At 56.3% G+C, this 13,351-nt stretch carries 12 protein-coding genes and 1 pseudogene; 3 read left to right on the top strand and 10 right to left on the bottom strand.

The genetic code is table 11. From position 1 onward, the window contains the following. The first annotated feature begins 1 nt into the window (after position 1). The gene (locus HUV48_RS08730; protein ID WP_176267434.1) at positions 2-1,069 is read left to right on the top strand and encodes an SEC-C metal-binding domain-containing protein; all 1,068 of its coding nucleotides are present in this window, start codon (positions 2-4) and stop codon (positions 1,067-1,069) included. 166 nt (positions 1,070-1,235) lie between these two features. Here HUV48_RS08730 and HUV48_RS08725 read toward each other — a convergent pair whose 3' ends face one another. The 9 genes and pseudogenes from HUV48_RS08725 to HUV48_RS08690 form a co-directional block, all read right to left on the bottom strand. Beyond that, complete coding sequence (locus HUV48_RS08725; RefSeq protein ID WP_225871660.1) at positions 1,236-2,615, bottom strand: hypothetical protein; 1,380 nt, start codon at positions 2,613-2,615, stop codon at positions 1,236-1,238. 267 nt (positions 2,616-2,882) lie between these two features. After that, positions 2,883-3,269 (bottom strand): annotated as a pseudogene (locus tag HUV48_RS14665) (TniQ family protein); the annotation flags it as partial. After that, complete coding sequence (locus tag HUV48_RS08720) at positions 3,269-4,192, bottom strand: TniB family NTP-binding protein (protein ID WP_176267432.1); 924 nt, start codon at positions 4,190-4,192, stop codon at positions 3,269-3,271. The gene HUV48_RS08720 and the pseudogene HUV48_RS14665, both read right to left, overlap by 1 nt. Further along, positions 4,189-6,366: an integrase catalytic domain-containing protein gene (locus HUV48_RS08715; protein WP_176267431.1), complete on the bottom strand. Its 2,178-nt coding sequence runs from the start codon at positions 6,364-6,366 to the stop codon at positions 4,189-4,191. Before HUV48_RS08715 ends, HUV48_RS08720 begins: the two co-directional genes overlap by 4 nt. 133 nt (positions 6,367-6,499) lie before the next feature. Beyond that, positions 6,500-7,285: a hypothetical protein gene (locus tag HUV48_RS08710; RefSeq protein ID WP_176267430.1), complete on the bottom strand. Its 786-nt coding sequence runs from the start codon at positions 7,283-7,285 to the stop codon at positions 6,500-6,502. Positions 7,286-7,488: 203 nt separating this feature from the next. Next, a complete protein-coding gene (locus tag HUV48_RS14660; RefSeq protein WP_176267429.1) occupies positions 7,489-7,725 on the bottom strand; it encodes a helix-turn-helix domain-containing protein in 237 nt (78 codons plus the stop codon). 788 nt (positions 7,726-8,513) lie between these two features. Beyond that, positions 8,514-9,329 carry a plasmid partitioning protein RepB C-terminal domain-containing protein gene (locus tag HUV48_RS08700; protein ID WP_501037479.1) on the bottom strand — a complete coding sequence of 272 codons (816 nt, stop codon included), beginning with the start codon at positions 9,327-9,329 and terminating at the stop codon, positions 8,514-8,516. A 71-nt stretch (positions 9,330-9,400) separates the two neighbouring features. Beyond that, positions 9,401-10,297 carry a plasmid partitioning protein RepB C-terminal domain-containing protein gene (locus tag HUV48_RS08695; RefSeq protein WP_176267427.1) on the bottom strand — a complete coding sequence of 299 codons (897 nt, stop codon included), beginning with the start codon at positions 10,295-10,297 and terminating at the stop codon, positions 9,401-9,403. After that, complete coding sequence (locus HUV48_RS08690; protein WP_225871621.1) at positions 10,294-11,862, bottom strand: recombinase family protein; 1,569 nt, start codon at positions 11,860-11,862, stop codon at positions 10,294-10,296. Before HUV48_RS08690 ends, HUV48_RS08695 begins: the two co-directional genes overlap by 4 nt. A gap of 65 nt (positions 11,863-11,927) precedes the next feature. Between HUV48_RS08690 and HUV48_RS08685 the strand changes: the two genes are divergently transcribed. After that, positions 11,928-12,293, top strand: a complete 366-nt coding sequence (locus HUV48_RS08685; protein ID WP_176267426.1) for a hypothetical protein — start codon at positions 11,928-11,930, stop codon at positions 12,291-12,293. Positions 12,294-12,360: 67 nt separating this feature from the next. Continuing rightward, complete coding sequence (locus HUV48_RS08680) at positions 12,361-12,501, top strand: hypothetical protein (RefSeq protein WP_176267425.1); 141 nt, start codon at positions 12,361-12,363, stop codon at positions 12,499-12,501. 257 nt (positions 12,502-12,758) lie between these two features. Here HUV48_RS08680 and HUV48_RS08675 read toward each other — a convergent pair whose 3' ends face one another. Beyond that, positions 12,759-13,043 carry a hypothetical protein gene (locus HUV48_RS08675; RefSeq protein WP_176267424.1) on the bottom strand — a complete coding sequence of 95 codons (285 nt, stop codon included), beginning with the start codon at positions 13,041-13,043 and terminating at the stop codon, positions 12,759-12,761. Between the last annotated feature and the right edge of the window lie 308 nt (positions 13,044-13,351).

Here is a 13,351-nt window from a genome sequence, read left to right as displayed (position 1 = left end):
GTTGCAGACTTCGGTTTCCGGCAAACGCTATTACATTGTGCAGGATGGGAAATTTCGTTCTCTTGGAAATGGCTCGATGACTGCTCGGAATCGCCCGTGCCCATGTGGCAGCGGGAAGCGATTCAAGCACTGTCACGGTGCGTTCGCTGTTTCGCGCGGAGACAATGACGATGTTACAGACGAGGAGTTGATTGAAGCTCTAAAGCGAGCAGATGATGAAGGAATGCGGTTGGGCGAAGAACCGCCCGCTCGTAGCCTGCAAAATATCGGGCGTGCGCTACGGGAATTTGGTTACGAATCATTCGTGCTTATGGGCCGAGGGACTCCTCTCATTGTTGAGCGAGCACACAAGCTGAATGACATGCTGTTCGTTCCCAAAGAGCTGAGGAGTGAGGGGATGCACCTTGGTGCATTCATGTTTCGGGACATGTTCTGTCGGCTTTATGCTCCAATTGCTTTTGGCACAGTTCGCATCGACTTTTGGCAGATGCTCGACTTGTCAGACTTTCAGAAGCAGTGGCTGGCCGACGATCCTGAAGCGCTGGCTCGGTTCGTTGACCAGGCCTCAGACATTCTGGATTTTGGTTATGGGTGGCAAGAGTTCGGTCACGGAAGGTCAATAGACGCGCGGGGTCGGGACTTGATTTGGCGCTCCCACGTCCAGCTTGAGGCGGCCGCTGCGACTGCGACAACAGCTTATGACTTTCGCGGGACAGTTCAAAGCGCGTTGCTGGGAACCGAGCTTGCCTTAAAGGCGGGCCTTGCGGCGGAAGGCATGAGCGACAAAGAGCTGAGCAGCAAAAACAAGATTGGCCACAATTTGGAGGCAGCAGCTACCAGTCTTGCTGGTTGTTGTCCCAATTTCGACCTTGATCGCGTGATACGTGTTGTGCGGACGTTCCCAGATTTTGTGGCAAGTCGATACAACCTGCCTGCACCAAGTCGCGTCGAAACCGGAAATATCCTCATGGGAGCACAATACGTCGCTTCCGAGGTGACAAGGCAATTCTCTGACCGCGACGGACGGAAGGGCAATCCCGAGAACGGCCCAAGGCGTTACCCGGCCTAATTCAGTGCTTCATTTGTAACGCTTGAGGTCCCTTTGTAAGAATATAGAGCGTACCACCTTAATGAGATGCCGGGGAAGCCGGAATTGCGGAGGGAAGGGGGCTGACATCTGACGTTCGAAAAGTGTCCGGTGAGCGATCGCTTCCGTGCACCCTTATGCACGTTCTTCAGGATACTGGGTTCATCAGAAGCCCTGTTCCGACGTCTTCGAACCGCACGATCCCGCCCTTACGCAATCCGAGGCGATTACGAAGATGGCATGGCAATCGAACTCGACCGTCCCGATCAATCGCAGCATGCACGACCAAAGGGGCAACGCCTCCGTCTGATCGATGGATCCGCGGATCTAGCCCAACAATCACGGGGTCATGTTCAAACAGTTCTGTGATGAGCTCCTCGGCGGAAGCCCGATCAAACAGGCCGTTCGATTTTACCAAGACCCCTCGCTGGCTCGCAAGACGAAATGCAGACGTATGATGAAGCCGGAGCCGCGCTGCGATTTCAGTCGTGCTGATGATTGCCTTGGTCAGATCCAGGGCCTGAGCGACACTAACTTCGCGACAGTGGTCGCCGGGCCCCAGAAGAAAGTCGGAATATCTCGAGAAATTCGTGATCGACAGGCTGAGCATGTCGGCCAAATCCGATTTGAACAGCGGAGCTCCGGCTGAAAGGTCGGGCCGATGGGCGAACGCAGGCAAGGTAAGCACCTCATCGGTCCGAAAGCGAATGCGATCACCCAACCGGCGAGATCCTGGCGAAACGGCAGCGTCAAGTTCTCCTTTTGCGATGGCAGCGAGAACAGCAGCCCAAGGCTTAGGCCCACCTCCCAACCGCAGCATGAGCTTCTCTAGCTTGTAGGGATAGTTACCGGTTGCCTGCGGCATTTGCGCATCGAGGGCGTCAACGAACGACGAGAGAGACCTCTCGCGAACTGTGAGCTTGTTCGATCGTCCGGGCGGCGTGGGGGCTGCCTCCAAGCAACCAAGGTCGACTAAGTGCCTGACAGCGTAGCTCGGTATGCCTAGTCGACCGGCCGCACGCTCAACTCTCTCGCGAGGTTGGAATTTGTAGAGCAGCTTGGTGATCGCCTGCTTCTCAAAAAGAACGTGTAAGCGATGTCCGTCGAGTGCAAGCACTGACGGAATTTTGCCCGATCTGCGCATGGCGACCAACGCGCTCACCTGGCTCCCGACCAGATCGGCCACTTGCTGGCCGGTGTAGCCGCGGTCGGTCGCGTTTCGGCTCCGCTCCGCAAAGCCATCGACCACCGTTCTGACCGGCGTCGACAATTGTTGTTTGCGGCATCGCTGTAGGAAACGATAGCTCGCTCCAGAGTTTTCGTCGCCGCGAGATTTGGCGTGCTTGTTGATCCGATCCGCGATGAAATCCTCGAACGCGTGCGGCCAGCCCTTCAAAAGCGGCCAGCTGCTTGCCAATGCGGGGACGATGTAATCCCTCGCCTTGTCCAGAGAGAGCGTCCACAAGGTCAATGGACGTCCGGCACGATGGTCCAACACCGGAGCAATCAGGCAGACGAGCTTCAGCAAATCGTCAGTGCTTAGCTGCGCTAGTTCGGGGGGGAGGAGGCGTCTGGTCTTCTCCCGCCTCAATGGATCGGGGTGAACGAAGTCCACAAGCTGCTGAAGGTTCTCGCGTAACTCTTCTGGCACTAACTCGGTTACAGCTCGCGTAAGTGGTTCTCCGCAAAAATCGCATAAATCGATTCCGACAGTCCGACGCCATCGCTGTTGCCGCCGACACGCCGGGTGAGGGCACCGATCAACCAGGTATTCCCAAGTCTCGGTGCAGAATGGGAAAAGGCGCAGGGTCCAAAGCGCCCGATGGTGGGGCGATGCCTTGAGCGCGGAAGGCGAAAAGCGACGATAGGTGAATTGGAAATGGTCCTTCGAAAGCTCTACCCCAAACATGGTTCGCGTGCCCCCGTGCGGAGACAACAGCGGCGCGTGCTGTCGCAATCGTTCTGGTTCCACTTGGAGGCAATCGGCGATTGTCGCCAAACCCTCCTTATTACAGAACGCGGCGTGGGACCGTTCACCGACCTCGGCCCCTCCGAGCTCTGTGATTTGTGCCATCCGTGGGAAATGGTGGGCGGCCGCCACCCGTGCGACATAGCCATCGAGCGACTCCCCATCGAAAATGGGCAGGGTCCGCGAGACGCGCCAATGTGCAATATGCTCCATTATGCGTTCCCTCCATGGAAGGGATTATGAGAGCCAAATCCATTGCTGATCGCATATCCGTCGACAGCTTCCATGAGGTCTTGGCGGCTTACGAAACTGCGATCCTCACGTAAGGCGGTGCTCATTGCGTGCTGAACAATATTACAGATCCGTCGTAAGCTTCCGTCAGAGGCTTGCCACAAGGGATAAGCGATAGATTCTTCGCAGAGACCAGCCTCACAATCGACGAGGCCAGTTTCGACCATCGCTTGGTCGAGATCTTTGACGAAAGCCAGAAACAGCTCTTGATCGCCCTTGAACGTCCATCGCATCGGCGAAAGATCGACGCTGTCGGTAATCCGCTCCCGTAGCTGGGGAACCTGGGCCAAAACATTGTTCGCCCTTTCCGATCCAACGAAGGCCACTGGTGCCACCCCCGCGTCCATGATCTTTTGACGAATAATATTTGCGATAGGAGCGCTCATGGTCGGGCGCCTCGCAGCGCGATCAAACTCATCGAACACGATCAGCTCAACGCCCATTCGCTCGATTTCAGCGAGGGCGCGCGGCCAACGTGTCTTCTCAGACCCTGCTTCCGGCCTAGGGGCGCCAAGCGCTTGCAAGATGGACGTTGGCACGGAGTCGGTCGTTCCGGCGGTATCTATCTCGACATGAAGCAGCGGGATTTGTCCTTCTGCTGCATTACCTCGAAGGATCCGATCGAGCCCTTTAACGGCCTCGGACTTACCAGCTCCATGAGGAGCCACGATCATGGCTGCCCCACATGCCGCTCCAGGCGATCGATAGAGCGCTGCGATCCTCAGCTCGTCCAGAATGGCCATGGCACTGGTCTGCGGCGGAAAATCAACGCGTATCGCACTGAATTTTGCTTGCGCCTTGCCAACGAGTAGCGCCCGTTCGGATGGTGTGAGAGGGGCGCTCATGCGTAACCTCCCTTGCCTGCGATGTTCCTACGAGTTCGATCGTGTGGTGGAAGCTGCTCTCGGGCGAGATCGGTTTCCTCACGGCGATCATCGAGAGCGGTCTTCGCTCGTCCTTTTTTGGGAGTTGGCCGCGAGGAGAGAATTTCGTGATCGAGGGAAGTCAGCGCGGCACGGTCGTGAGAAATGAAATCGCCGAGGCTGATTGGCTGTGGGTTGGTATTCGCCAGGTCGACGATGTTCCCGGTGATCTCCTTTACCCGCGGAATTTCGAGCAGTTGCGCGACCCGTTTACGCGACTCTGCGAGAGACCTGGGCGATATACCGCGAATGGCATGCACAAGCCGCCCACGCATGGAAAGGCGTTCCTGTTCAGTGTTGAACGCCGCGCCCTCAGCTTTTGCTTCGTCCTGGATCTTCTTGTGTAGCCACATCGGCATGCCATCTGCGTAGTTCTCGTCGGCACACTGCAACTCGACATACTTACGGGTTCTGCGATTCCACACATGGATGGTGCTGATATCGGCGTGGTCGTAACGAAAATGGACTGTCGCTGTAGCGTCGTCGCGACGCTTCCGCCGCGGCTCCATTGGTACGAGATCATTCAGCAGAGCCGGGACAGCTTCGATGTTGTGATACCGCAGACCGAATGCCCGCACACCTGACGGGGAAACCTGCGCGTCTTCCACGACGTCCATGGTGTCGCGGCGGAAGCTTTCGAAATCGGCAAAATTGTTAATGCCGTATTTGTTGAGGTCTTTCTCGAATACCAGCGCAGGTTGTCGGTCACCAATCCCATCGTGAGGCGACGTGTTGTAGTCCGCTACGATCTGGTTCGCGACAGCCTCAAGCTCGTCGAGCGTTACGAGCGCATGGTCCTCAGCATTGTACCCCAGGCGCCGGGCATCATGAATCGTAAGCGTACGCCCGGGAAGGTCACTGCACAGCTTCGTATTCATCGTATCGATGGCGCGCTCACAGATCGCACGATACCGCGGTCGTTTGATCGGACAGAATCGTACTGAAAATCCTGCGTGACGTGCGGCAGCTTCCATCGCATGACTACGAAATTCGCTGGCATTATCGACAATCACTTCACCTGCCTTGCCGCGCAGCATGGCAAGGATTGCGTACCTGCTTACCATTTGTGGCGGCGGACGCTTGGGAAGGGCCATCCGTCGCAGCGCTTCTCCTAATGTCCATATGCTCGGATCGGTGAAAGTAATAACGTAGCCAACGATTGCGCGACTTTTTACGTCAATAACGAGCGTCAGCCAGGGGCGGCCCAGCACCATTTCCAGTTTCGGACAAACGACGTGGACATTGATCCAGGTGTGATCGATGATGACCCGCTGCATGACGAAATCAGCGGTCAACGGTTTGCCAGCCCCCAACCAATCCTGCTCGGCTGCCTGTTTTGCGATTCGCCGGGCGAGTGTTTCAGATGATTCCAGCGCGTGACAGGCACGGCGAATGGTCCGCTCATCAAGTACTTTCAGAGGCTTTCTTGGCATCTCGATGAACGGATGAGTACCTTCGTTGATTTGCCAGATCGTAGCGGAATAATCGGCATGAATGGTGGCGACCGAACTCCCCTCGTCGAGGCCGTTCAGAACGCATAACCACATCGCCTGCTTGTTCAGATCGTTTTTCCTGACCTTTTCGATTTGCCTTCCAGTCAATGAGACCATGTGACGTGGGTGGCGATTGCCAACATAGCCTCGAGATGCTCGCCAGCCTCGGATCGTGCGGGGGCTTGGGGCGAGGCCATGCTTTTCTATCAAATCCGGCGTCCAGTATTTATCCATCGCTTTTTCGATTGCTTTGTTGCCGTTCTTGATCCCGTGCTTGTCGAGCAGTTCACAGATCACAGCACGCTTCAATGCCGTCGCATCGAGTGCCACGGCATCGCCAAGCGCCCACTCTGACTCCTCGTTGAAGTTGCGAATTTGGTTGCCGCTGAGCGGCGTCCGGATCGCGGCGCTTCCGTCTAGCAACATTTGATCAAACTGTTGATCGGTCGGCAGGGCCAGCGAGCCATCAGGTTGCTCGCACTGAAAGTGGATGCCCTTGACCCTATGGATCAGGAGCAGTCGCTCGCCAGCATACATGTGAGGCAAGTACTCTGCGCCGTTGATTTCGATAACGGTACCAGGCTGAAATTTGTTGTAAGTCATAAGTCTATTTCCTGTGTGATGGGATGCGCTCAGCACGTGTCGTTCGAGCGCGAGCAAAGGCGCTCGCACGAAAGGCACATCGATTTTGTGGTGCTGCACAGCAGGCCAATCGGGCCCTGAATTGCCGACAGTGTTAGTGAAGCGTGACTTCGGTCGTGTCGAACAACGGTCGAGACAGATCGATTTCGACCTTCCTTGCCACGGTCAAAGCTTGGACGATCGCTTCAGCGTAGCGCCGGTTGCCGGGCTCGATTGCATCGGCAAGGTCACCAAAGGTTGTAAAGCCGTCCGTTTTGCTGCAATGCTTCTCAAACCTATGGCGATGTTCGGGTCGGATGGTTGTGAAGGCCCTACTGGCGAAGTGGGTCACATTGCGACGATGGACGATGCTGAGCCAGATCTGGTCTTCGAAGATGACCCTGAAACGCATACCCCGCTCATCACAAATCTGTTTCACTCGGGCGAGCTTGTCGCGATATGCGGGATCGCTAAGATCGCGCCTGTCACGTTTGATTTCGACAATCGTGATTGTGCCATCGGGAGCAGTCAGTTCAACATCGGCGGTGTAGATCTCCTTGCCATTCGGTCCGATGAACTCGAAACGCACCGCTTCGGACGCCATATTCGCAACACCGGGTTCCACCTCGGCTCGCACGAGAAAATCGCGCTGTGCAATCCCTTCATAGTGCAAGAGACGCCCGGCCTTTTTGCTTGCGAGCCAGCCATTTTCGTGGGCCAAGCCGCCATTGAAGGTCCGCAAGGCGCCGCCGTCGGTCGCACGGACAATGCGTACGTCTGCTTTGTCGGGCTTCGGTTCGCGAACGTAGCGCGCGGGCGGCGGATACATCCCAGAAGGGGTGGGTGCGAGTGTCGGTTGAACCACGTCGCTGCGGCCGGGGCATTTCTGTTTGATCTTCATCTGATTTCCTCTCGCCATCGCTTCGTCTGCGATGGACGCAAGTTTCTATGGCCCGAGGAACCCTCGAACCTTGACAAGCCTGGCGGAATGAAGGAAATCAGAAACGTTCGATCTCTGGATCTTGCATGGCCCCAGTCGCTGTTCGAGCAGCGCTGGGGTCCTTCATTTCCGGAAGGCGCGCATCGTTTTAGATGCTAAGCTTCCTATGCGCTCATTTGTGTCTCCTCTAAGTGCGCGTAATGCTGTGGCCAGAGCTGTGCGGGCGTTAGGCCCGCAGCTTCGGCGATGGCCGCTTCAATTCGACGCGATCTTCCGCGTCCTTTCGACACCATAGTTACAGCTGTTGGCCGAACGTCGAGCGAACGAGCAATTTGTGACAGCGAAGTCCCCTGGACTTGCAACAACCATTTCAGATGCTCGTGTTGTTGTTCACTGTTCATGTCGAACCTTACCGCTGAACGCTTTTCCGCATTTATGATCGATTGATCACGGTGGAATCGATTCGAAGACGAACTGTCAAGTGAAGGCGTTCAACTTCGAACAGTTTTCCCGTGAGATCGAGGCAATTCTGAAACCAAGACGAGGTGGTTTTTAGTTAAGGATTTACAAAGCTATCCTGTTTAATGTTCGAAATCCTGTTAGTTCTCCTGTGCAATTCAAATATCGATAAGATATCTAGTCAATGATGCTATTTACCATGCCCGGTGTGTGGCAAAAGGAGCGGCATCGCTCCAGAAATTAACCGGAAGACCGGTCGGAGTTATGCCGAGTTGGACACAGAATGCATTCAAGAGATATCCACAAGCGGCTATCGACAGGATGCTCGACATGCGCCGGGCTCGATCGCTGATCGGTAAGCCGAGATTGGGCTGGAGTGGAATTTCTACCGTGCGCTGGTGATCGATGAACTTCAATTGGAAGGTTATCCGGTCGAGATTGCCACTTTGAGCAACTGTCGTTTTGCCCGAAGCCGGCAAGCGCATGGATTTAGGTACCAGTGAAAAATTGCACGTATCAGCCTAGATCGAACGCACAGGGTTCGTCTGACAATTACTGGTTTAACCACTAATGTGTGCCGGGCCCGCATGCCCGGCACACCTTACCTATAGCCCTATCGGACTTTTGGCGGGCTCCGTGCGGGTTCGCCGCCATTCCCACCACCACGCTCGATCCGCCTCACAGTGCGGCTTCTCCTGCGGTCCCCGCGCTTATCGGGTCCGGGTCCCCGTTACGCCGCCTGCTGTAGTTCGGTAAGCTTCTGGAATTCGGTCAGCAGCTGCGGATGATGTTGCGCGAGATAGCGGACGACGGGAGCGCTGCTCAGCAAGCTTCCGAGGTAGGCTGTCGCCAAAACCAGATCGAGATGATCGGCACCGTAGCTCTGTTCAATTAGCTTAAATTCTCGGTCTAGCCGCGCTGACTCGCGGCTCATCAATTCGATCTGCGCTTCTGTAAGACCACGTACGGCTCGCTGCTTCTTCTCGACCAACTCATCTTCGGGTGTCGCTGCCACGATCGATTTGACATAGCCGGTCGAGTAGCGGTTCATCGCAACCATTATCTCGGCGGCGGCGATCTGACGCATCGGCTTCATTTTACGCAGTTCTGTGAACGCATTGAGCGGCACATGCTTATCGCGCAGCAGGTCAACGGCTTCAGGACAGATGCCGGTAAGCAAGTTCCGTTTAGCGCGGATGTTGGCGATATTGACATTGAGCGCTCGGGCAAGCCGTTCTTCCGACACACCTTTCTTCACCGCGTTGAGTATCATCCGATGCTCCTGAATGATCGCGATGCGGCTGACGCGTCGATTGTAAGTGAACGCTTCGTCTTCGAGCGCAATTAGACAGACCACTTCGGTGTCGCCGCGCTCGAGCAGGATGGCGAGCCGGAGATGGCCATCGAGTAGATGATAGCGTGACGATCTCTGCCGGTCGGGCACCACGACCGGCGGTTCGATGATCCCGACTTCGGTAATTGAGGCTGCGATCTGCCCATACTTCACAGATTTGCGTACCGAGTTGGGGACTTCGCGCAGCGGCATGATCTCGGCGATCGGAACACGCAGCGTCGTATGCTCGAACCCGTCGGGCAGAACGATCGGCTTCCTCGAACTCATGTCGTTGCACTCGTATTCGGGTTGAGGCGTTCGGCGAGCCGTTCGGGCATGGTCGCGAGGTCCTCATCTTCCAACAAAGCGAGAAATCCCTCATCCCCCGAGAGCCGTCGCATCGCCTCGGTTATCAACATCAGCCGGTTCTGCGTCGTTTCGGCGCGGGCAATGAGCGCGCGTTTGCGTTCGGTTTCTTCCTGATAGGCCTTGACGAGCGTGTCGGCGGAGACGCGTTCGCGCGACCGGTCCTCCGAACTACCAAGGCCTTTTCCTCTTCGCCGACGCATTTCGATGAGCTTTCGCGCGGCTAGCAAGCGGCGCCCTTTCAGCTGGCCATTCTCGTAGGCTTTGGAGAGGGCTGCTTGGACATCGTGGTCGGGTGCTTCGGCGATCTCGACCGCGACGCTGACGGGGATGGTCCCGCTTTCTACTGAGCGGAGCAAGCGCTGCTCGCCTTTCTCGATCAGGCGCGCCACGCCATGAACGTATTCGAGCGAAAGGCCGGTCTTGCGCGCAATCTCAGGATTCGAGTAGCCGCGCTCTTGCATTCCGCGAATGTCCTGCAGCAGATCGATCGCGCGGTGCTGGCGGCGCGCGCAGTTCTCAACGAGGCTAGCGACCAGGCAGTCCTCAGGATCGGCTGACACGACCAGCGCCGGTACCTCGGCCTGCCCCAACGTGCGAAAGGCTTCGAGCCGACCCTGACCGCAGACCAGATCGTAGAAAGGACCTCCAGCCTCTATCCGCCGCGTGACCGTAATCGGTTTCTTCAGGCCGATCTTGGCGATGTTGTCGACGATGTCTCGGAACGCCTTCTTGTTGCGCACGCGCGGATTGACGACGTTTACGCGGTCAACCGGGATCATTTCGATCCGCTGTGCAGGCCGTGCGCCAGTCATGCCGCCGCTCTTAATGGGACGCGTGCCGCTAACCGGTAAAAGACATCGAGGGTGTCGTAGCGATAGGCATCAAGCGAGAGCCCGTTATAGTCGGCGAGCCGCAGAGTTGCCTCGCGCATATCGAGCGCAGGAAGCAGATAGTAGTCTTTAACGACCTCGTTGCTTGGATCCATCCGCACCGCGATCGTTATGTCGGGACGAAGTTTTTCGTCGAGGCGAAGCTTCCAGCGATTGCTTCCGGCTGCTGTCTGAAAACAGCGGGCGATCGTGACTGAGACCGTAAACTCGCGGTTGATCCGCAGCAGATCTGTCTGCTCGTCAACCGAAACACCGCCACCCAATTGTTCGATGCCAGTCACTATCGAAGCTAAGACATCCGGATGCATCGCGCGCAGTCGCCGGTTAATTTCGAGATAGCGATAATCGCGATCGGGCGCGAACCCGACGAGCGTGTAGGCCCGCAGAAGGCTTCCGAACCGGGTGCGATACGAACTGCTGGACGGGCATGCTTCGACTTCGTCGATAATCAGACCGGAAAGGTAGCCTTTCTTCTCCAATATCTGTGACAGCGCTGCGAGCATCTGCTCGTCGGACAGGGTTTCAGATCGCCTAGCAATCATTTCTTGCGCCGCCTCGAACATCGCCTGTTCGACGATCGGCTCAAATGCTCCGTCTGCACGAATCCATTCTTCGGGCGCATTCTCGATATGCTCGCCCTTCAGTTTGAAGGAGGTGCGCGCCCAGACATTGTTGCCGATATATTTCTCATTGATCAGCAGCTGGTGAACGGTGCCACGCGTCCACGCCCGTCCCAGATCGGTGCGGATGCGTCGGGCGTTCAGATCCAGAGCGATTTGGGCTTCACTTTCGCCTTTGTCGACGAAGCGGCGGTAGACCTCTCGCACTACTACAACCTCGTCCTCCGGACCCGGAACGAGGATGACCCGATCGGTCGCAATGCTTTTGTGCTCCCCGCGATCGAGCGTTCCTTTCGCTTCGCCGTTCTGGTCAACCAGCAAGCGGCGCAGGCCAAAGCCGGCTGCACCGCCTTGACGGTATCCGAGGCGAATCAGATTGGCTTGGCCGGCAAACACCTTGACTGAGAGTTCGCGACTGTATTCGCCCGCCATCGCCCGTTTGACCGTCTTGATGATCGACGAGCCGATGCTGCCATCGTTCTCAAACTGCTCCGCGCAATAATGCACATGGACGCCGGCACGCCTGAGGCGAAGTTCATAACTCGCCGCTTCATCGGGATCTTGGAAGCGGCCCCAGCGGCTCACGTCATAGACGAGAAGTGCGTCGAAGTCAGAGCGACCGTTCTCGACATCCTCAAGCAGTGCCCTCAGTGCGGGTCGACCGCCAATATTAAGTCCGCTCTTTCCCTCGTCCGCATACGTTCGGACGATCTCAAATCCGCGCTTCTCAGCATAAACTGCAATCGCGGATGACTGGTTGTCGGTCGAATACTGCTGATGTTCGGTCGACATGCGCACGTACTGGGCCGCCCTGACTTTCGTCGGCGGATGTTCCTTCGGATCGTCTTCTGTCCACCGAATAATCATGCGACTCCTCGCGAATAAAGCAAGTCCGCCTCGAATTTTCGGGGTACACGAGGAGAAAGAAAAAAATGGCTCCTAAAAGCGGAAGCAAATTTCCTGGCAGTGCGATCGAATTGTCGGATACGCTCATCGCCGGAATGATCGGAACTGCGCTTCGATCGCAATTGGGGGGATCGCGCCAAGCGGCGAAAACTGTCATGCGCTGGACGCATGTCAGCGATCACACCGCGCGCTCCTGGATCAATGGCCAGACAAGTCCCAGCAGTCTGCATCTGCTTGAGATGGCAACGCAATCCGAACCGATCATGGCGGTAATTCTCAAACTGACCGGGCACCCTTCACTAGCGCTTACGCTCGACCTCGCGGCCGTAGAATATGCGCTTGAGAAGACACTCAAGCGAATTCGTTTACTTCGCGGCGAAATCCCTGAATGAAGCCTTATTTTTTCATCTGTCGGCGGTCGGAAGCAGGTCGCTGATCATCGCAAGGAATGACGATGGAGTGGACGGCGCATGGGACCTCACGTCGCCACTTGATAAGTGCATCGCGACGCTGTCGTTCAAGTTCTGCAAGCCGGTCATATCCACCGACATTGCGTGCAGCTTCGGCCGCACGGCGTTGCTGTTCGAGAGTCAGGATTAGGGGCACCCCAAAACCATAACCGAAATGCGCAGCCGAAAATAGCGCTGGTCAAAACTGGTCTCATTCATCGGCAGTTTGAGGTGGTAAACTTGAGCAATTGAACGACGGAAACGAGGGCGCGTAGCTGCCATCCGTTTGGGCTCGAACGGACGATAGCTTACGGGCAATCACGCTAATTCCGGAAATGTACACGATTGGAAAGCAACGCTGCCCCTTGCCAATGGTCATCACGAGCTGTGCAATAGCCGACGCGCAATTCAGTCTGCCTCGCCGGTCCAATCGTCATAGCTATCCGGCAGATGGCTGAGGTCTTCGGGCGGCTTCATAAAGGTTTCCCATTCCTCCACCGTCAACAAGTCGGTCCGGACGCTCTTCTGCAGCCGCGCGTCCCAGTCAGGAATTGCAGAGACGCGGACGAGCATCACGTCTACTTCGCCGTTGTGGAAGATCTCGAAAGTCCGCGTCTTTGCCAGCTCAAGGTATTTGCCTACATCCTGCTTGAGCTCGTCGACCGAGATGCGAAAACATGCATGTGGTCTCATAAGAATAGAACCTTTCAGTTGCATACAACAATCCCGCTGACCGCGGGGCCAGGTGGCGATGCAGTCGAGCAGGCGAAAGGTTCGTAAAAATTATAGCCGCAGAAACGCAGAAAGGAAGCTTGTTCTAAGGTCCGAACAAAAACGAACTGAGCCAGCGTAGGATCTGCTACTTCAGGTAGCCCAAAGCTCCAAAGCGCAGAAGAGAGGCCTCGCTAAGGCAGTTAGATCGCCGATGGCGACATCATATCGAACCGCTTTGGTCACTACCGCGGATCCGATTACGATCATGTCGGAATTCCCAAGTAGGT

The sequence above is a fragment of the Qipengyuania atrilutea genome, from assembly GCF_013370205.1.
GTDB classification, from domain to species: domain Bacteria; phylum Pseudomonadota; class Alphaproteobacteria; order Sphingomonadales; family Sphingomonadaceae; genus Actirhodobacter; species Actirhodobacter atriluteus.
This window is presented reverse-complemented; position numbering and strand designations above follow the sequence as displayed.